Annotated in this window: 16 protein-coding genes; 4 read left to right on the forward strand and 12 right to left on the reverse strand. The window is 38.7% G+C overall.

What is annotated here, in order from left to right; all coding sequences use genetic code 11:
* Positions 1-24 precede the first annotated feature (24 nt).
* Entirely contained in the window at positions 25-1,194 is a 1,170-nt protein-coding gene (locus tag FTV50_RS04325; RefSeq protein ID WP_180023629.1) for an acyl-CoA desaturase, read from the forward strand.
* Positions 1,195-1,316: 122 nt separating this feature from the next.
* Here the strand turns inward: FTV50_RS04325 and FTV50_RS04330 are convergent, their stop codons facing one another.
* Complete coding sequence (locus FTV50_RS04330; RefSeq protein ID WP_180023630.1) at positions 1,317-2,900, reverse strand: ATP-binding cassette domain-containing protein; 1,584 nt, start codon at positions 2,898-2,900, stop codon at positions 1,317-1,319.
* A 699-nt stretch (positions 2,901-3,599) separates the two neighbouring features.
* Here FTV50_RS04330 and FTV50_RS04335 point away from each other — a divergent pair.
* Positions 3,600-4,682 carry a 3-deoxy-7-phosphoheptulonate synthase gene (locus tag FTV50_RS04335; protein ID WP_180023631.1) on the forward strand — a complete coding sequence of 361 codons (1,083 nt, stop codon included), beginning with the start codon at positions 3,600-3,602 and terminating at the stop codon, positions 4,680-4,682.
* Between the two features lie 270 nt (positions 4,683-4,952).
* Positions 4,953-6,143: a PilT/PilU family type 4a pilus ATPase gene (locus FTV50_RS04340; protein ID WP_180023632.1), complete on the forward strand. Its 1,191-nt coding sequence runs from the start codon at positions 4,953-4,955 to the stop codon at positions 6,141-6,143.
* A gap of 97 nt (positions 6,144-6,240) precedes the next feature.
* Here FTV50_RS04340 and gcvH read toward each other — a convergent pair whose 3' ends face one another.
* The 11 genes from gcvH to FTV50_RS04395 form a co-directional block, all read right to left on the reverse strand.
* Entirely contained in the window at positions 6,241-6,615 is a 375-nt protein-coding gene (gene gcvH, locus FTV50_RS04345) for a glycine cleavage system protein GcvH (RefSeq protein WP_078193810.1), read from the reverse strand.
* A gap of 72 nt (positions 6,616-6,687) precedes the next feature.
* On the reverse strand, positions 6,688-7,716 hold the full coding sequence (locus FTV50_RS04350; RefSeq protein ID WP_078190954.1) for an AraC family transcriptional regulator: 1,029 nt from the start codon (positions 7,714-7,716) through the stop codon (positions 6,688-6,690).
* Between the two features lie 149 nt (positions 7,717-7,865).
* Complete coding sequence (locus FTV50_RS04355) at positions 7,866-8,315, reverse strand: MaoC family dehydratase (protein ID WP_180023633.1); 450 nt, start codon at positions 8,313-8,315, stop codon at positions 7,866-7,868.
* Positions 8,293-10,167, reverse strand: coding sequence for an ABC transporter ATP-binding protein (locus FTV50_RS04360; RefSeq protein WP_180023634.1), 1,875 nt, complete (start codon positions 10,165-10,167; stop codon positions 8,293-8,295). The genes FTV50_RS04355 and FTV50_RS04360 overlap by 23 nt, the downstream gene beginning before the upstream one ends.
* A gap of 94 nt (positions 10,168-10,261) precedes the next feature.
* Positions 10,262-11,545, reverse strand: coding sequence for a sensor domain-containing diguanylate cyclase (locus FTV50_RS04365; RefSeq protein WP_257223852.1), 1,284 nt, complete (start codon positions 11,543-11,545; stop codon positions 10,262-10,264).
* 315 nt (positions 11,546-11,860) lie between these two features.
* On the reverse strand, positions 11,861-13,111 hold the full coding sequence (locus tag FTV50_RS04370; protein WP_180023635.1) for a mechanosensitive ion channel family protein: 1,251 nt from the start codon (positions 13,109-13,111) through the stop codon (positions 11,861-11,863).
* 246 nt (positions 13,112-13,357) lie between these two features.
* Positions 13,358-13,894, reverse strand: a complete 537-nt coding sequence (locus FTV50_RS04375; RefSeq protein WP_168377529.1) for a DUF2058 domain-containing protein — start codon at positions 13,892-13,894, stop codon at positions 13,358-13,360.
* Positions 13,895-13,906: 12 nt separating this feature from the next.
* On the reverse strand, positions 13,907-14,581 hold the full coding sequence (locus FTV50_RS04380; RefSeq protein WP_180023636.1) for a YoaK family protein: 675 nt from the start codon (positions 14,579-14,581) through the stop codon (positions 13,907-13,909).
* 34 nt (positions 14,582-14,615) lie between these two features.
* Positions 14,616-15,809 carry a serine/threonine transporter SstT gene (gene sstT / locus FTV50_RS04385; protein ID WP_078193803.1) on the reverse strand — a complete coding sequence of 398 codons (1,194 nt, stop codon included), beginning with the start codon at positions 15,807-15,809 and terminating at the stop codon, positions 14,616-14,618.
* Positions 15,810-16,013: 204 nt separating this feature from the next.
* Positions 16,014-17,750: a SulP family inorganic anion transporter gene (locus tag FTV50_RS04390; protein ID WP_180023637.1), complete on the reverse strand. Its 1,737-nt coding sequence runs from the start codon at positions 17,748-17,750 to the stop codon at positions 16,014-16,016.
* 301 nt (positions 17,751-18,051) lie between these two features.
* The gene (locus tag FTV50_RS04395; RefSeq protein WP_078193801.1) at positions 18,052-18,369 is read right to left on the reverse strand and encodes a helix-turn-helix transcriptional regulator; all 318 of its coding nucleotides are present in this window, start codon (positions 18,367-18,369) and stop codon (positions 18,052-18,054) included.
* A gap of 282 nt (positions 18,370-18,651) precedes the next feature.
* Here FTV50_RS04395 and cysK point away from each other — a divergent pair, with 282 nt between their 5' ends.
* Positions 18,652-19,650, forward strand: a complete 999-nt coding sequence (cysK, locus tag FTV50_RS04400) for a cysteine synthase A (RefSeq protein WP_111884368.1) — start codon at positions 18,652-18,654, stop codon at positions 19,648-19,650.
* Positions 19,651-20,190: the final 540 nt, after the last annotated feature.

The following is a 20,190-nucleotide window of genomic DNA, read 5'->3' on the forward strand; positions in this document are numbered from 1 at the left end:
TAAAAACAAATCAGGGGCATCAACATGAATCAATCGATATATATTCGTCCGAATAGTAAGTCACGTTATTTATCACCAGAACAAACTGCTGAATTTGGCGAAAAAGTTGAGCAAATTCGACGTGAAATCATGCAGAGTGTAGGTGAAAAAGATGCAGCGTATATTTATAAAATTCGCAATTTTGTCCGTTATAGCGAGATTGCTTCTCGTGGCATGTTGATGTTTGCAGGTTGGATTCCACCAGTTTGGTTAATGAGTACGGGTTTATTGGGTATTTCTAAAATCGTAGAGAACATGGAACTCGGTCATAATGTGATGCATGGTCAGTTTGATTGGTTAAATGACCCGAGTTTAAATGGTGCTAATTATGATTGGGATACCATTGCCACAGGTCAAGACTGGAAATATACCCATAACTATGTGCATCACACCTATACCAATATTGTCGGTATGGACCATGATGTCGGCTATGGCTTAATTCGTGTGAGTGAATCGCAAAAGTGGGAGCCACGTTTTCTTTTCAATATTCCACTGGCTGCCCAACTCATGGTTTTCTTTGAGTGGTATGTCGGCATTCAACGTTTACATTTAGAAGATGTTATTGCGTATAAAACCAAAACTTGGAAAGATGTATGGCATGAAGCGGCCGATGTACGTCAGAAAATTAAGCGCCAAGTGATTAAAGATTATGTGTTTTTCCCGCTTATTGCAGGTCCCAATGCGATTCCGGTATTTGCAGGAAATGCTGTAGCCAACGTGATTCGTAGCTTATGGGCTTCCGCTGTCATCTTTAATGGCCATTTTACAGAAGATGCGGAAAACTTTGAGATGGATAATACCGAAAATGAAACTCGAGCAGAGTGGTATCTCCGTCAAATTCGTGGCTCAAGTAATTTTAGTGGAACACAATGGTTGCATATACTCAGTGGTAATTTGAGTCACCAAATTGAACACCATTTATTCCCAGATATGCCTGCAAACCGCTATGCAGAAGCCGCACCTAAAATTAAAGCACTCTGTGAGGAATATGGTATTCACTACAACGAAGCCAGTTTTATCAAACAGTTTGCCAGCGTTTGGGTTCGACTCGCGAAATGTTCAGTGCCAAATGACTGGCGTGCCGAGCTTAAGGAACGTTCAGCTTCACTTCAGCAGCGCCTTAAACAAAAAATCATGAAGAAAATCGGGTGTTAAAATGCAGTATTGTTTAGCAATATTGCCCTTAATGCTTCCAATGGATGATTTCTAAAGCATTAAATTCGCCAAAGTAGCGTTCATCTACTTTGGCTTTTTTAGATATATCTAGCGAGCGAGAGTTATTCAACTAATTGCACGCTATTCTGAATGCCACAAGATTCTACAAAATATGCATCATGTGAAACGAGGATCACCACACCTGTATAATGCTGAATGGCTTGAGCCAATAACATTCTAGACTCTATATCTAAGTGATTTTCAGGTTCATCTAACAATAAAAGCTCAATATTCGGTGTTAAATAATTTAAGCCCAACAAGGTCACTTTTAAACGCTCACCACCACTTAAACAGTGAAATGGCAGTTCCGCTTTTTGACCACGGATTCTAAGTTGACCGAGTTGATTACGCCATTCCGTTGATGAAACCTCAGGATTAAACTTTGCCAAATTATCCAAAACACTCAGTTCTGGTGATAAATCACTCAAGTTTTGGTCTAAATACAGGGTATGCACAGACAAAAATAATTCATGGCTAGACTGTGATGTGACCTGACTCAGATACTTTAGAAATGTAGATTTACCAATACCATTTTTTCCTTTTAAATGAATTTTTTCACCTGCCTGTAAGGCCAAGTCGAAAGGCTGGTGCTGAGATGTTTTGCGATGAAAATGTTTAACTCTTAAGATTTCTCCTGTTTTTTCAGCGTGATGTTGAAAAACGAATTGCTGCTCTTTGACATGCTCAAGTTGTTGCTGTGACTGAATCAGTTGAGATCTCTTTTCTTCCAATTGCTTCTGCTGTTGCGTTTGAACTGAAGCGAGGCTTTGACCGGCTTGTTCCTTTTTAAAATCGAGTAACACTTTGGCTTGGGTGCTTGACTTGCGTAGGACACGCCCTTGTTGTTCTCGTTTTTGCGCTTTCATCTGTGTTTCGTGTTGTTGTAATTTGAGTTGTTTTAACTCACGCTGCTGCTGTAAAGCATTACGCTGTAAGGCTTTATTTTGCAGATCATTTTGTTGAACGTAGTCTTCATAGTTTCCAGTAACATGACTGAGTCCAAACTCATTTAAAGCATAGATATGCTCTACATGTTGCAGCAATCCTCGATCATGACTGACGACGAATGCACCCGCAGGATGGTTTTTTAAGCGATCAATGAGCCAGAAATGTGAGGATGCATCTAAATGGTTACTTGGCTCATCCAAAAGTAAATAATGGTCAGTTTTTAAAAATAATGCACACAAAGCCAATTTGGTTTTTTGACCTTCACTCAGCTGAGCGACTGGGAAATTTAAATCTGTTGGAAGTGAAGCCTGCTTAAGTTGTTGCTGCCATAGTGCAGGACGGTGCCATTGGTTTTCAGTCAGCTCAAAGTCTTCAAAACTGGCATTGCCTATTTCGATACGTTGAAATGAGTCATATAAATCTTCAACACCGAGTGCAGAAGCAATCGTGTCAGCTTCTAGTCGAGAAAATTGTGATAAATAGGCATGTGGTACATTCCATGAAATTTCACCTTCATAGGGGAGATCTTTCAGATTTTGCTCATGTAAGATTTTAAGGATGCAGGATTTTCCTAAACCATTGCGACCAACACATGCCGAAAGTTGTTGTTGATTGAGGTTAAATTTCAGGTTTTTAAAAAGTGTTTTGGATGGAAATTCCAAGCTTAATTTGGAAATTGTACAAGCCGTTTGAGTCATAGATGCACCTTGCGATAGCAAAGATGCGCAATACAAATAACTAATTTTATTCTATAAAAAGACAATATTTGAGAAAATGCAGTCGAAGTCATTAGCCATGTGTTTGCACATCAAAAAAATGGATTTGATGATGAAAAAAACAGGGCTTACTTCATTGGCAAATACTCGAATTAAAAATAAATGGAAAAAAGCTTTAAACAGCCTAATGTTGTGCAGTCTAATAAATGTTTATTTATTAATCAATACATCAAATTTTAAAAATAGGTCGCAATTATTGACAGCAGAGTTATTTAATACAACAAAATAGCAAAAAACTATTGTCAAACCGATGAATACAGCGTATTTTAATTTTCAGACAGATACTTTTTGATGAAATCAAGATGTTAAAGCAACCTTTAATCTCAAACGCATATTATTACTTCTGGCAGTTTAGATAATTGCCTGAACGCGTTCGGGCATGAAAAAGGTTGCCCACCAAGTTTATACCTGATCGGCAACCCTGATCAGGTTTTTTTATGTCTTGATTTTTATAATATTTTTGGAGAAATCTCATGTTTACAGTAAATAATTCATATTTTAGCAACGGTTATTGGTTTTACTTTAGTCATTCTATGTCTAAAGCCTTGAAGTCCCAAAGTCCCATAACGCTCAGATAAAAGATCGGACTGTTTATACGTACAGTCCAAAGGAATAGAACCAATGAATGCGCTAAATACAGCTTTACAAAAAACTCAAAATTCAGAAATTCAGAAATCTACACAGCCAAAAGAAACGCTTTTGAGCTTGCCACATCAACTGAAACAACAATTACCTTTATCAGTTCATGCTGCAGAACAAATTGCTGCACATCGTGCAACTATTCAAAATATTTTGACGGGTCAAGACCCGCGTCTAATGATTATTACAGGTCCATGTTCAATCCATGATCCGATTGCTGCGTTGGAATATGCTGAAAAATTAAAACAATTACAGGCACAGGTTTCAGATCAAATTTTTCTTGTGATGCGCGCATACATTGAGAAACCACGTACTACAGTGGGCTGGAAAGGCTATATGTATGACCCAAGTTTAAATGGTTCATCTAATATGCAGTTGGGCTTAGAAAAATCACGTGAGCTGTACTTACAAATTATTGAAATGGGTTTGCCAATTGCCTCTGAAATTTTAAGCCCAATGGCGACGGGTTATTTTGATGACCTTTTGGCTTGGGGTGCAATCGGTGCGCGTACCAGCGAATCACAAATTCATCGTGAAATCTCGAGTCATATGCCATACAGTATTGGTTTCAAAAACGGAACAGATGGCTCAATCCAAATTGCTTTAGATGCCATTCAATCTGCTTCGCATCCACACCAGTTTTTAGGTATGAGTCAAACTGGCTTACCGTGTATTTTAGAATCTGTTGGTAACCCGCAAGCACATTTAATTTTACGTGGCTCAAATACAGGTCCAAATTATAGTTTGGCTGAAATAGACAAAATTCGCAGAAAAGTAAAAGGCGATTTACCAGCTTTAGTGATCGATTGTAGTCATGGCAATAGCCATAAAGACCCAATGAAGCAACCTGAAGTATTACGTACAATTGTAGCAGAGCGTGAGCATACCCAAGTGCGTGGTGTGATGTTAGAAAGTCATTTAGTGGATGGTAATCAAAAAATTAGTTGTGACATGACTTATGGTCAGTCTGTAACAGATGGATGCTTAGGTTGGGACAAAACCATTGATTTGATTCAACAGGTTGCGAATGAACTTCGTGCATCACAAATCAAACGTAGTGCTTAACAATCCAGAGCATACTCAGTCTGAATTGATTTAGCCCAAAGCCTTAGAACATTGATTGTTCTAAGGCTTTTATTTTGAAAAATCCTTTGTTGTTTACTGTGATATAAAAATTAAAATATAGCTTATATTTTAAAATATATACTGATAATTCAGTATTTTATGTTTGAGTGAGTCACACTTTTTATGCACAATAATGTCTAAGCCCAATACAGCGCCAGAAATAATCAAAATCTGTGCTTGGGTGTTTGAAATTTTATATTGGGGAAGTTGATGTACACTGCTGAATTGTTGGAAGAAGCACGCCGTTTTATGTTCCACATGTTAACAAAAGTGGTTGAATATGGTGGTTCTGATTTATTTATTACGGCAGATTTTCCACCAAGTATTAAACATCAAGGCATGATGAAACCCTTTGGGCAGCAAGCGCTTGATGCTGAGAAAACAAAGCTTTTTGCCTATAGTTTGATGAATGAGAAGCAGCGCAAAGAATTTGAGAAAGAATTAGAATGTAACTTTGCGATTAGTGTGCCAAACGTTTCGCGTTTTCGTGTCAATGTATTTCAGCAACAGTTACATGTAGGTATGGTCATTCGTACCATTACCGCAGAAATTCCAAATTTTGAAAAGCTTAAATTACCGGCTTCGCTTAAGCACGTGATTATGGAAAAACGTGGTTTGGTTTTAGTGGTTGGCGGTACAGGTTCGGGGAAATCAACCTCTTTAGCGGCGCTGATTGATTATCGAAATGAAAATAGTGCAGGCCATATCATCACTGTTGAAGACCCAGTGGAATATGTCCATAAACATAAAAAATCCATGATTACGCATCGTGAAGTTGGTGTAGATAGTCATTCGTGGCATAACGCCTTAAAAAATACACTACGACAAGCGCCAGATGTGATTTTAATCGGTGAAATTCGTGACACCGAGACGATGGAACATGCGATTGCCTTTGCTGAAACAGGGCATTTATGTTTAGGTACGCTACATTCAAATAATGCCAATCAAACCCTAGATCGAATCATTAACTTTTTCCCAGAAGAGCGAAGAAATCAATTGCTTATGGATCTATCGAGCAATATGAAAGCGATTGTTTCGCAGCGTTTAATCCGGACTAAAGATGGTAAAGGACGCCGTGCAGCCGTTGAAATCATGTTAAACACGCCGCTTATTTCAGATTTGATTTTGAAAGGTGAGTTTCATGAATTAAAAGCGATCATGGCTAAATCTCGTGAACTTGGGATGCAAACTTTCGACCAAGCTTTATTTGATTTATATAATGACGGCGCAATTTCTTATGAAGAGGCCTTAAGAAATGCCGATTCAACCAATGAATTACGTTTGCAAATTAAACTGAAAAGTTCACGTGCAAATGGTACTTCATCGGCAGCACAATCTTTTAGTATGGTTGAAGAAAAGAAAGAAGAACCCGAAAGTACCGAAGCTTCTGAAGAAATATAAGCTGCATATTCATGCAAATAGTATATAAGCCAATTCAGCCATCATATTGAAATAAAAAATCAGCCTCAGGGCTGATTTTTTTAGATATTAGAAATATTTACAGGCCAGCTTCATATTGTTCACTGGTCAATAAAGCATCTACATCAGCCATATTGTCTGGTTTAATTTTATAAATCCAGCCTTTGCTATAAGGCGCATCGTTTACAAAATCTGGATCATCTTCAAGGTCTGGATTGACTTCAACAACCACACCAGAAACCGGTGCATGAATATCAGAAGCGGTTTTTACCGACTCAACCACACCTGCTTGTTCGCCAGCAGTGATATGTTGACCAACATCTGGTGCTTCAACATAAACTAAATCACCCAATGCGTCTTGTGCATGATCGGAAATGCCTGTAACAACAAGGTCACCTTCAATTCGCACCCATTCATGTGTACTTGCGTACTTTAAATCTGAAGGATGATTCATTGATAACTCCTTAAATCCATTAAATTCATTTTTGGCATGAGTTATACATGCTTTTTAGGTAAAACAAAAGACTTATAAGTACGGATCTTTACGCCAATTGCTTGGGCTACGACCACTCCAACGCTTAAAAGCACGGCTAAAATTGGCGACATCGCTATAGCCCAATTCATCAGCAATTTGCTCTAAGGTAAAATCAGTTCGTGACAGGAGCGAAGTAGCATGACGGTAGCGAACTTCGTCAACCAATGTTGAAAATGAAGTCCCTTCGGCAGCAAGTTGGCGTTTAAGAGTTCGATCGGACATGTGTAGCCGTTCAGCAACACTTTCGATACTTAGATAGTGCTGTTCGGAGTTGGTTAAAATATCACGAACGCGCATGGCAATACGGTGACGTTCGCCCAAAGCGGAGAGTTCAGCTTCACATTGGTTAATCGCAATTTGACTAGCAATCGGGTCTGCATGGACCAATTTATTGGTTAAATATTGCTTATCAAAACTAAGTAAGAGATGTGGCTGATCAAATCTAAATTGGTGCCTTGGATATTTGGCAATAAACCGCTCAAAACCTTCAGGTTGAGGAAAATCAAAATCAATTTCACCAGCAGAATAATCCACACCGGTAATTGCTTTGCCCATGCTGATCATGCCAAAAATTAAGGCAATTGAAATTTCGGTACGTAAAGGCTCAATCGTAACGTCGGTTTGTAGTTGAACAGTAGCTTTGGTTCCAAATGTCGAGAAAAAAAGCTGTAAAAAGGGCATGCGTAACTGAATAAAACGGTTTGCCAAGACTAAGGCATCGGTTATGTCCTTCGCCGTCATGATGGCATAGCCAATAAAACCATGAATCGAGATGCGCATTTGGTTGCCTAAATGAAAACCTAATGTTGGCTCACCAGTTAAACGTAGTGCGTGCTCTACCAATTGATTGGCGATCGGTGTTGGAATACGGAAATCTGGTTCAGCCAATTGTTCGCTGTTTAATCCGAAGGGACTAAATAATGTCTCTGCAGTGTAGCCCCATCGAGAGACCACATCTAATAGGAGCAATCCATATACTCCGGGAATACCCTGATCCTGACGGGAATTAATTGTTTTCATAGCGTTCCGTTGCAATGCGGGTTTTTCTTCTGTTCAAGCTTATATTGGCATGATTCTGTGTTGTATCCCACAAAAATTGTTGGACAAACTGACTAGGCTCAACTATTTATAGCGGCCTACCTTAGCGTTGTAAAGTAGGCCGTTAAGGATTAATTCGGTTTAAAATCTTTGGAAAAGACCACAATTTTGGTCGTAGACATATACAGAACGTCATTGTGCTGATTGAGCGCTTGCGTAACATAGGTCACAATGCCGCGGTCTGTCTTACTTTTCGATGGAGTAATTGCTGATATTTCAACTTCTACACGAATTTTATCCCCCGGACGTGTTGGGCGCGGCCAACGCAGACTTGACTCTGAGCCAATTAAGCCATAAGCCACAGGGAAACATTCAGTCCATAAGCGCATTGTTACAGCAGCAGTATGCCAACCACTTGCCGCTAGCCCTTGAAAGATCGGGTGTTGTTGGGCTTTGACTTCATCTGTATGAAATTCCTGAGGATCATAAGCGATGGCAAATTTTTTTATTTCTTCAACAGTCATTTCATATTCACGACTGCTAAAGTGATCACCAACTTTAAGGTCTTCCAGATACAGCATTTTCATCTTCCTTTGATTCTACTTTATGTTGTTCTATTAAAAAGCCACCGGTTTGACGCTGCCACAAGTGTGCATAAATACCATTCAAAGCGACAAGCTCTTCATGGGTGCCTTGCTCAGCAATACGTCCTTGATCCAAGACAATCAATCGATCCATTTGCGCAATGGTTGAAAGTCGATGCGCAATGGCAATCACAGTTTTGCCTTGCATCAAATCATCTAAACTCGATTGAATCGCAGCTTCGACTTCTGAATCGAGCGCACTTGTGGCTTCATCTAAAATTAAAATTGGTGCGTCTTTTAAAAATACTCGAGCAATTGCAATACGTTGACGCTGACCGCCAGATAATTTAACACCACGTTCACCAACAAATGCGTCATAGCCACGTTGACCACGTAAATCAATCAATTGAGGAATGAATTCATCAGCTTTCGCTTTGCGTACTGCATCATACATTTCTTCATCAGTCGCATTCGGACGGCCATATTTAATATTTTCTTCAACCGTGCGATGCAATAACGAGGTGTCTTGGGTCACCAAAGCAATATTTTTTCTCAAGCTATCTTGGGTAATATCTTCTATATTTTGGCCATCAATCGAAATACGACCATGGTTGATATCGTAAAAGTGGAGTAAAAGTTGAATTAATGTCGATTTTCCGGCACCTGAACGCCCGACTATACCGATTTTTTCACCTGGTCGAATGGTTAAATTAAATTGATTGATGACCTTTTTATCATTATAAGCAAAACTGACATCTTCAAATTTAATTTCGCCTTGCTGTACTTTTAAGTCGGTTGCATCAGCTTTATCTTGAATATGAATTGGGCGGCCCATAGTTTTCATCCCATCTTGAATTGTCCCGACATTTTCAAAAAGGGCAGACGTTTGCCACATCATAAACTCGGAAATACTACTGAGTTTTAAAATCATGGCGGTCGCTGCTGCAATGACCCCAAGCTCAGCTTGACCATCCATCCAGAGCCAAACGGCTGTTCCAAGTACGCCACCATATAAAACAATGATCAGCAAATTCGTCGCGATGTTGTATTTTGCAGCAAGTCGCATTTGCTTATACACCGTCACCATAAATTCTTTCATTGAGGCTTTGGCATATTGGCTTTCACGGCCTGCATGGGCAAACAATTTCACCGTTTGAATATTGGTGTAGGCATCGGTGACACGACCAGTCATTACTGCGCGTGCATTGGCTTGTTCATTTGAAATTTTGCTTAATTTGGGGATGAAATAGCATGCAGAACCAATAAATAAAGCCAGCCAAAGTAATAATGGAACAATCAACAGTGGCGATATAGCACCTAAAATCACGGTGATCGAAATCAGGTAAATGAAGACATAGGCCAACATGTCACCAAGAATAATCCAAAACTCACGTACAGCCAGTGAAGTTTGCATGACTTTGGCAGATAAACGACCTGCAAAGTCGTTGTGGAAGAAATCTAAACTTTGTTTCAGTAATAAGTTATGAAATCTCCAACGTAGGCGCATTGGAAAGGTGCTATATAGAATCTGATGTTTAATAATGGTTTGAAGGCAAGAAAAGAAGATATTTGCCAATAAAATAAAGCTCAAAATGGTCAGATTGGTCTGGTGCTGCTGTAAAAAGGTTTCAGGTTGAGACTTACTGATCCAATTGACTAAATCGCCAATTTTGGAATAAAGCAATGCTTCAAAACTCGCTACACCAGCTGTACAGAGTACCAATAACAATAGGTATTTTTTTACGCCAGTCGCAGCTTGCCATACAAAGGGGAAAAATTTTGTCGGCAATGGTTTATTCAAGTCCTGTTCAGGATAAGCGTCAACTAAATTTTCAAACCATTTAAGCATGCAGATAACCTGAGATTTTACTGTAATTAATCTTTCTTTCTTCAGCTCTGAGTGTAATGGATTCGCTGGTTTTTCTCCATTTTGATTTGTTTATTTACTTAAAAGTTTGGCTGCAAAAGTTCATAGAATTAAAATGTACAACCCGATTACGACCTTGGCGTTTTGCTTCGTATAGAGCAATATCGGCCTGTTTAATTAACTGATCAAGTTTGGCGTGATCAGGGTCAATTTTGGAAACACCAATGGAGATCGAAAATTTCACCAATTGACCATCCATATGAAATTGATGTTGTTCCATTTTATGTCTTAACCGTTCAGCAATTTTTAATGCATCTTCTGGGGCGGTATAAGGCAAAAGTACAATAAATTCTTCACCCCCGAAACGCGCCAATATATCGTAAAAACGCATTTCTTTCCGTGCAATTTCAGCAATTTGGCATAACACTTGATCGCCTACATCATGTCCGTATTGATCATTAATCGCTTTAAAATGATCGACATCAAAAATCAAAAGACTGGTACAGACCGTCATTGGGGTTTCTTGGATTTTTTTATTTGCAGCATGTACAAATTGGCGACGATTGCTTAACTGGGTTAATTCATCCGTATGGGCAATTTTGCGCAGGGTATGAAAGTTCCAGTCATCTAGCAGCGCTCTTAGAAACGTTTTACGAGAGTTGAGCGTAGAGTTCCAGCAGATATACATACTGAACAGCAGCACAGGAACGTACACCAATAAAAATATTGTAAAATCACCAAAATCATTAATGCGCCATGCGCCAAAAAGGATCGCTGCCGTGATCATGGCAGAGGTGATGATCGAAGGGCGAAAATGCACATGAATACTTAAATTACCCAATACGATCAAAATAATGGCGGCATATTGATAGCTATGAACCAGTTCATTTTTCGACTGAAGTAATATCTCAAACCAGAGAATTGCTGAAAGGCAAGTGGCGAGTGGCAAAATCAAATCCAGCAATTTAATCTGTTTGATATATTTAAACAGAACATAGTTCAGGCTAAATGCACCAATAATAGCAATGATACGAATCACACCTGAAAGCATTTCTACGTCTGGCAGCACATAGCGATCTGCCCAAAAATAGATTAAAAATGCCAATTGGGCGAAGTAGTTGACCTGCTTTAAATAGTCTTTTTGGTTGTAGTACAAAAATTTGTAATAAGCATTTTTAAACTGTGTTGGAATACGTGCAATCGGGTCGGATAAAGCACGCTCAATACGGACACGATTCTCTAAATCACATGCTTCTGCCTGTATGAGCGTATGTTTGGCAGAAGTGCGATTCATCGATTCTATGAGTAATTGTGATTCGTTTTTAACTGATTTCTGAGAAGGTTTCTTGGGGCCTTCCATGACCAAGCTCCTATTTTAGAAGCGTTTTTATGCAACTGTTAACAAATAGTATCTAAAATTGTCTACATTTGTATAGTATTTGTTCTGATTTTTTAATTATATTTAGTTGTTTCGGATGAATTATATTTTTAAGGAATCGAGCGATTAGCGCATTTATCTGATTCGCTTTTATTCCTTATATCGCATGATCTAAAGTAATTGCGGAAGTAGAGGGGGGGTAACCGATAGCCCCATGTATATTCAAAAGCCATTGTGACTTTTTAAATTTGCAGAATTTCTTCTTTGAATATACATGGGGAGAGGAAAGTTTAGCTCTTAGCTTTTATCGGCATTTGGTTGAACGAGGGCTTTAAAATCGGCACTAGAAGGGGCTTGATAGATTTTAAGTCCAAACTCGGGTGTGATTGCAATCAGATGGTCAAAGATATCAGATTGAATCGCTTCATAATCTTTCCATGCTATTGTTTTACTAAAAGCATAAATCTCTAAAGGTATGCCTTCACTCGTGGGTTGTAACTGACGTACCAAAATCGTTTGGTGTTGGGCAATGCCTGAATGCTGTTGTAAGTAGAATTCTACATAGGCACGAAAGGTCCCAAGATTGGTTAAACGGCGCTGATTATATTTCGATTGATTTGAGAGTTGCTGATTAAACTGAACAAGCTCTTCATGCTTATGATCAAGATATTGATCTAGCAATAAAAATTCTTTGAGTTTGTTTTGCTCATCCTGTGTCATGAAATGAATAGAGCTTTGATCAATATAAAGTGAGCGTTTGATACGACGAACACCTGACTGAGCCATACCACGCCAGTTTTTAAAGGTGTCAGTCACCAGTTTATTGGTTGGAATCGTGGTAAAAGTCTTATCAAAGTTCTGCACGGTAATGGTATGTAATGACATATCAATGACATCGCCATCTGCATTAAGCGACGGCATCTCAATCCAGTCACCAATTCGCACCATGTCATAAGAAGAAATTTGTACCGAAGCCACCAGTGACAAAATGGTGTTCTGAAAAACCAACATGAGCACGGCCGCCATAGCACCAAAGCCTGCGAGTAATGTAAATACATCTTTTTTCAAGAAAGTACCTAAAATCATCAGGCCACAGACCAAAAAAATAATCAATTTGACCAACTGCAAATAGCCTTTAATCGGTTTGTTTCTAGATTTTGGATTACGTTGGTAAATCAGATTAAAAATATTCAGTAATTCAGAAATTGCCAAAGCAATGGTCAAGAAGATAAAAGCCTGACAAGCCATCTGAACGATTGAAATAAATTTCACAGATAAATGTGGGACTGTGGTTATGCCATTTAAGATCACAATTGCTGGAACAATGTTAGCAAAGCGTTTAATCACACTATGTTCTGACAAAATTTGACTATGGCTAAAGGCCATTTTAGAAACGAGCTTACGAATTCCACGCACCACGATTTGCTTGGCGATAAAATTTGCAATGATGGCAAAAATAATAATGAGACTGAGCGATGTCAGCATTTCTAACCAAGGGTATTGATCTGACCAATCTTGAATATTTTTAATGAACTGAAATTTTTCCAAAATTATCCTACTCTTATTGAAGTAAATGAAAGGCTTAATGATCAAACTATTGTAATTATGATGATTATATAAGCAATTTTATACTCGTAAACTTTACGGAGTTACGACATGTATAGTCCATAATGTTACTTATTTTGTGCTAAAAATGATTTTTTGAAGGTATAACCTAATTGATGAACTAAAATAAATAAATGTTGAGCTAAAAAAAGCCCCCTAATTAGGAGCTTCATTAGCGATATGAAATGCTTACCACATTAAATCATCAGGAATTACATAAGCTGCATATGGATCTTCTTCATCCGTGGTTTGCTCATTCACTTCAGAATTATTCACAATAATAAAGCCTTCCATTTTCGCATTAATACGGTCGGCTAATTCTTTTGGTAAAAAAGCATAGTTGCTATTTTCCCGTGCAATAACAAGACTGCCAGCAACAAGGGCATTATAAATTTGCTGATTGATATAAAGCTTTTTGATTTTGGCATCATCGATAAATTGATAGGTCGATTCGCCATCGGTATCACGAATTTTATGCTGATTAATCATTTGCATGATGGCAGCTTTTAATTCTTTTTCTTGCAAAACTGCTTTACGATCTTGCTCTAAAGCATGATCTTTGGCCATTTTCTGCTGCTGATCTTGCTCAATTTTCGCCTTGATTTCAGCATCTTTACTTTCACCAGTACGTTTTTCATGTACGGCTTGTTTAGACAATTTTTTTGCCTTTTTATTATCGACCAGACCTGCTTTAAGCAGTTGCGCCTGTAATGCATTTTTAACCATAATACGTTCCAACTAATCGTGTATATGTCGATAATGAAAATAGATGATCCAATATACTGCGCTCATGACTGAACTGAGTGCGGCAGGAATCAGGAATGCGTTTAATTTTAAATAAGGATAAAGCCAACTGGCAAGTATGCCACCAACGATAAATCCCGCCAAAATTAATAAATGTAAGACCACACGTTTAGACTCAACCGGAAGTCCACGGGCTTTATAACCCAAAGCCAAACCTAAGTCCGTCAAAACACCAGAAAGGTGTGTGGTACGAATAATGGTACCTTTATAGTGGCTAACCATTGCATTTTGTATACCCATAGCCACACATGCCCAAAGCAAAGCGTAACGTGGAAAATAGGGCAATAGTAGCCAACACAGGACAATAAAAAAAGCCACCAAGCTTAATGGGACGCCATAACGTCTGGTTAAGCTAAAGTGACTATTTCCAAGAATAAGCCCACTATAAAATGAGCCAATCACATAACAGAGTAAGACTAAAATCAAATAAATAATCGTATTTGGCTGCCATGCAATGAAGGCCATGGCTAACATACTGACATTACCGGTCATGTGAGATACTGACTGGTGCAAGATGGTCACCAGTCCAAGTACATTAATCATTCCTGCATTCACTGCGAGGAAAAAAGCACCCAGTTGTATCCAAAGCGGTAAAGTCTGTAAAGGCATGGCCTCGCCTTAAAAAGTACCCAATATCAGGATATTATCTTAAACCACGGTCTACTGCAGCTGTAAATAATACGTCAGTCGAAGAGTTTAAAGCGGTTTCAGTTGAATCTTGGAGAACGCTAATAACCATACCAATGGCTACAACTTGCATCGCGATATCACTTGAAATACCAAACAGGCCACAAGCCACTGGAATAAGCAGCAATGAACCACCAGCAACACCTGAAGCACCACATGCAGAAACGGTAGCAACGACTGATAAAATCAACATTGTGCTGAAATCAACAGAAATGCCCAAAGTATGAACTGCTGCTAGTGTGAGGACTGTAATTGTGACCGATGCACCTGCCATATTGACAGTTGCACCTAAAGGAATCGCTACGCTTGCAGTTGACTCTGGTACACCAAGACGCTTTGCAAGGTCTAAGTTAACTGGAATGTTTGCAGCGGAACTACGTGTAAAGAATGCAGTGATACCACTTTCACGTAGACATTGGAAAACCAATGGGAACGGGTTTGAGCGAGTCATAAATGCCACCATTAGTGGGTTAATGACCAAAGCTACAAAGAACATGGTACCGAGTAATACCGCAAGTAAGTGCGCATAACTAACAAGCGTTTTTAGACCTGAGTCGGCAAATGTAACAGCAACCAAACCGAAGATACCAATAGGTGCAAAGTTAATCACTAAACGGATCACTTTATTCACTGCATCAGCAGCGTCAGATAAAAAGACTTTGGTGTTCTCTGATGCATGACGAAATGCAATACCTAAGGCAACAGCCCAAGCCAAAATACCAATGAAATTTGCTTCAGAAATTGCTGTAACAGGGTTTGCGACAAAACTTAATAATAAGTTTTTCAATATTTCAGCAAGACTGCCTGGCGGCACAAGGTTTTCTGCAGCAACATCAAGAATTAATGTACTAGGGAATAAAAGGCTTGCTACTACTGAACTTAAAGCAGCAAGGAACATACCAATAGCGTACATCAATATAATTGGTTTAATATATGCATTACTGCTACCCACTTTGAAATTTGCAATGGATGACAGCACAAGTACAAAGACCAGTATCGGTGCTACGGATTTTAATGCCTTAATGAATAAATCACCAAGCAAACTTAAATAGGGTGCAACGCCTGGAGCAACAACAGCAACCAATACACCTAAAATAATGGCGATAATAATTCGGGTTACTAAACTCAAGCGTGTAAATGCTGAAAACATAGGAGAGCCTTGTCAGAATTACAATGACAAAATGATGAAAATTAGCCCTGTATTTTATACGAAAATGTGGAATGCTTAAAAAATAATTTAATTTAAAAATAAACCTTTGTTTTTTATAATCTATTTTTGTGTATTAAAATGTAAACCCTTCAAAACTCACTGTTTATCAAATTCGCATTGATTAAACAGTGAGCTAATAGGCCTTTAAATTTGGTACTCAGAACTGGCTGTCGCAAGCTCTGTAACGGCTTGATAGTGGGTGAGAAAAATTTGACCACTCAAATGCGTGAGTAGTTTTGAGTGCTGCAATTTGTCCATGACAGGGCCTTTGACCTCGGAAAAATGCAGTCGAATATCTAATTTTGATAATTCAGCATTTAAATCTTCCAACATTTCTAAGGCACTGAGGTCAATTGAACTGACGCTTGAGCAGTTGATAACAACATGTTCTAGGTCAATATTTTCACTGACTTCATTAATCAGGAAACCTTTAAGCGTATTGGCATTTAAAAACGAGATATTTTCATCTATACGGAGCGAGAGAATATGTGGTGCGGTATAGACATGATGGCGCTGTACATTGCGGAAGTGCTGTGTGCCCTCGACTAAACCGATCACCGCAATATGTGGACGACTGATGCGCCATAACAACAGAATAAAGGTAGAAATAATGCCAATAATGAGACCTGTAGAAATGTCGATACACACCACACCGAAAAAGGTCACCCACATCGCTATACCATCAGCTTTTGAATAACGCCATGTATCCACAAAAGGTTTAAAGTCGACTAATTTCCAAATGGAAACAATAATTGTGGCCGCCAAGATCACTAAAGGTAAGTCTTGGAAAAAACCAGTGAAGTAGAGACTGACAACGATAATCAGCAATGACGATAACACACCTGCCATCGGGGTTTTTGCACCTGCATCTGCATTAACCACTGTACGAGATAAGCTACCCGTCACTGGAAAGGCAGAGCTAACCCCAGCGCTTAGATTGGCTAAACCTAGAGCGACCAACTCTTGGTTACTGTTGAGTTGGCTTCGTTGTTGTAAGGCAGTGGCTTGGGCAATAGACAGTGACTCAACAAAACTGATCATGGCAATCATTGTTGCACCGGGCAGTAAGGTTTGTACCAGTTCCCAGTTCCAATGTGGAAAGCTTAAGGGTGGAAATCCTGAAGGAATTTCACCGACGGTTTTAATGCCGACATTTTGCAGGTCAAATAACATCACCGATGCAATTGAGATCACCACTAGTATCAATGGAAGTGCTTTACTTAGAAAGGCAGTAGAGCCGAATCGAGATTGAATTGATTGAGTGGCCAACATTTTTGGTACATAGATTAAAAACAGTATGGCCAGCACACCAAAGATGAGTGAAGCAAAGTGAGTTAAACTCAGGTATTCCCACAGACTTAAAACAAACTCAGGGATGTTGTTGGCTTTTAGCGGGACATCGACGAGAAACTTAAACTGACCGAGCGCAATGAGCAGAGCCGAGGCAATAATGAAGCTTTTAATGACAGGATGACTGATCAGCTGAATTAAAAAACCAAAACGTAGTACACCTAGCAGCAGAGAAATCAGGCCGACCATTAAGGCCAAAAGTGTCGCTGCTTCAATATAAACAGGCGAACCAACTTCAAATAGCGGATTGAGCGTGGCGAAAGTCATCATCGAAATGATTGCCACAGGGCCAATCGATAAGGTTGAACTTCCACCAATGAGGGCGTAGACAATCATCGGTAAAATACTGGCATATAAACCCATGATTGGAGGTAAACCTGCAAGCATGGAATACGCCATACCTTGAGGGACTAACATGGCAATCACGATCAGCGAAGCAAGTACATCAGATTTAAATTTCACGGGGCTGTAGTGCTGTAACCACTGCCAAGCTGGAAATTTCTGTAAGAAATGAGGTTTTAAATCTGACATAAACTTATCTAAATCACAATTTCATATATATTATGCACAAAAAATGCTAAGAAGTCTTGTGCAATAAATTTGACCGTACAATATTGCAGTACATTTGTGGGATATATAAGAAACCATCATTCTAAATGAATTAATGAAAAGTATGAGCTGATTTAAAGCTTAGGATATTCGAAATAATTATTGATATTTAAAAGAAGTGTGGAGGGTAAATTAAGGTATTGAATTGCTGTCCATTGCGATAATTCATCTATAGTGGTGCAAGAACAGCATGTCTGGCTTGAAATTTTAAAATAACTGAGTGTTATTTATAAGATTGGTTGCAATACAATTGGTAAAGAGTATTGAGAACTTGAACTAAATTTGCATCTTTAATTGAATAATAAATTTGCTTTCCATCACGACGCGTGGTCACAACATCACTTTTGCGTAACATCATCAGTTGTTGTGAGAGGGTTGGCTGTTTAATATCAGTGATTTCTTCAATCTGAGACACATTCAATTCTTGCTGTGCTAGATGACATAAAATTAGTAGACGATCCGTATTTGCCAGCGACTTTAAAACGCCCACGACTAATTCGGCAGAATCACGCATAGTAGTGATTTCCAGATCGGTATTCATTGGATATGTCCATACGATTAACAACAGCTCAAGTATACGGATATCACGGCTTAATACATTGAATAAATAAGACAATTTCTATGGTTTTTTATGAAATCAAATATCATTAATTTTTATAAGTTTAAATTTAGTTAATCAGTTAAATTTATTGCTTGATTTTAGTGCAAGCTTTCACAAAATGCACATAAATATAAGACATTAGCTTAAAAAATCATGCACACTTTGAAAATAATTGTATCATCTAAAGATCGTATTCAATAAATACACAAGGGATAAATAGTCATGACAACAGATTCAGCTTTTCCAGCAACGAGTAATTTAGGTATCGCAGTATATAGTAATAACGCTGAAGCGATTGGTAATACACCTTTAGTTCGTATTAATCGTGCGATTCAGTCAGAAGCAACGGTCTTGGCTAAAGTTGAAAGCCGTAACCCAGCATTTTCAGTGAAATGTCGTGTAGGTGCAGCTCTCATTGCAGATGCAGAAGAAAAAGGTTTATTAAAACCGGGTATGCATATTGTAGAACCTACAAGTGGCAATACAGGCATTGCTTTGGCATTTGTTGCAGCAGCGAAAGGTTATGCAATTACATTAACCATGCCAGCAAGTATGAGTATCGAACGCCGTAAGGTGTTGAAATCTTTTGGTGCAAATCTCGTATTGACTGAACCTGCTAAAGGCATGAAAGGTGCAGTCGAAGAAGCACAGCGCCTCGTTGCCGAACATCCTGAAACGTATTATTTACCACAACAGTTTGAAAACCCTGCAAACCCTAAAATTCATGAATTGACTACTGGCCCAGAAATTTGGGAAGCAACTGGTGGTAAAGTGGATATTTTAGTATCGGGTGTAGGTACAGGTGGTACGATTTCTGGCATTTCAAGTTATTTTGAAAAAGTGAAAAATCAGCCGCTTTATTCTGTTGCGGTAGAACCGGCTGAATCTCCGATTATCGCCCAAGCGAAAAAAGGCGAAACACTGACTCCTGGGCCGCATAAAATTCAGGGGATTGGCGCTAACTTTATTCCGGGTAACTTAGATCTAGACCTTGTTGATGAAGTGATCGGTATTGAAAGTGCTGAAGCAATTGAGTGGGCGCGTAAAACGGCTACTCATGACGGTATTTTAGTGGGTATCTCTAGCGGTGCTGCTATGGCTGCGGCGGCAAAACTTGCTGCACGTCCTGAGAATGCAGGCAAAACCATTGTGGTCATTTTACCGGATGGTGGTGAACGTTACCTTTCTTCAGTTTTATTTGAAGATATTAGTGCTGACTAATAGGTCTGACATGAAAAAAAGCCCGTTCAATTGAATGGGCTTTTTTATTGATGATTTTGTTATTTATAAGTGTCTTAAGCCGCGTCTTGATCATCGTTTTTGGCATTCTGTTGTTTTATTTTTCGTTTAGGCGGTTCATGTCCTAACTTTCGAGCGATGTATTTAAACAGGAAGCCTAAGAGTATGCATATCGTGACAGCAGGGATAACCACTTGAGTGACCCAAACATCAATATGATCTAGACTCCAACTTAAAATTAAAAATAAAAAAGCACACAAATATGCGCAGTTAAAGCAAATGTTCGACAGTTTGTACATGCGAAAGAGAGTAATTCGTTTGGTGGTCACGAATCTTTATCTTACTGAATAATGAGGAAAGGTGTAGTTTTAATATCAGAAAAACAAACTAATTGAATAATGATTATTCAATATTATTGATTATATTTTTGAATATTCGCAATTTTTTATATCGTAAAAAAAAGCCTTGCTGTGAGTCAGAAAAACTTGACCTTCCCATTGTGGTAAAGTTTAAGCTATAGCC

The sequence above is a fragment of the Acinetobacter sp. YH1901134 genome (assembly GCF_013416965.1).
GTDB lineage: Bacteria > Pseudomonadota > Gammaproteobacteria > Pseudomonadales > Moraxellaceae > Acinetobacter > Acinetobacter amyesii.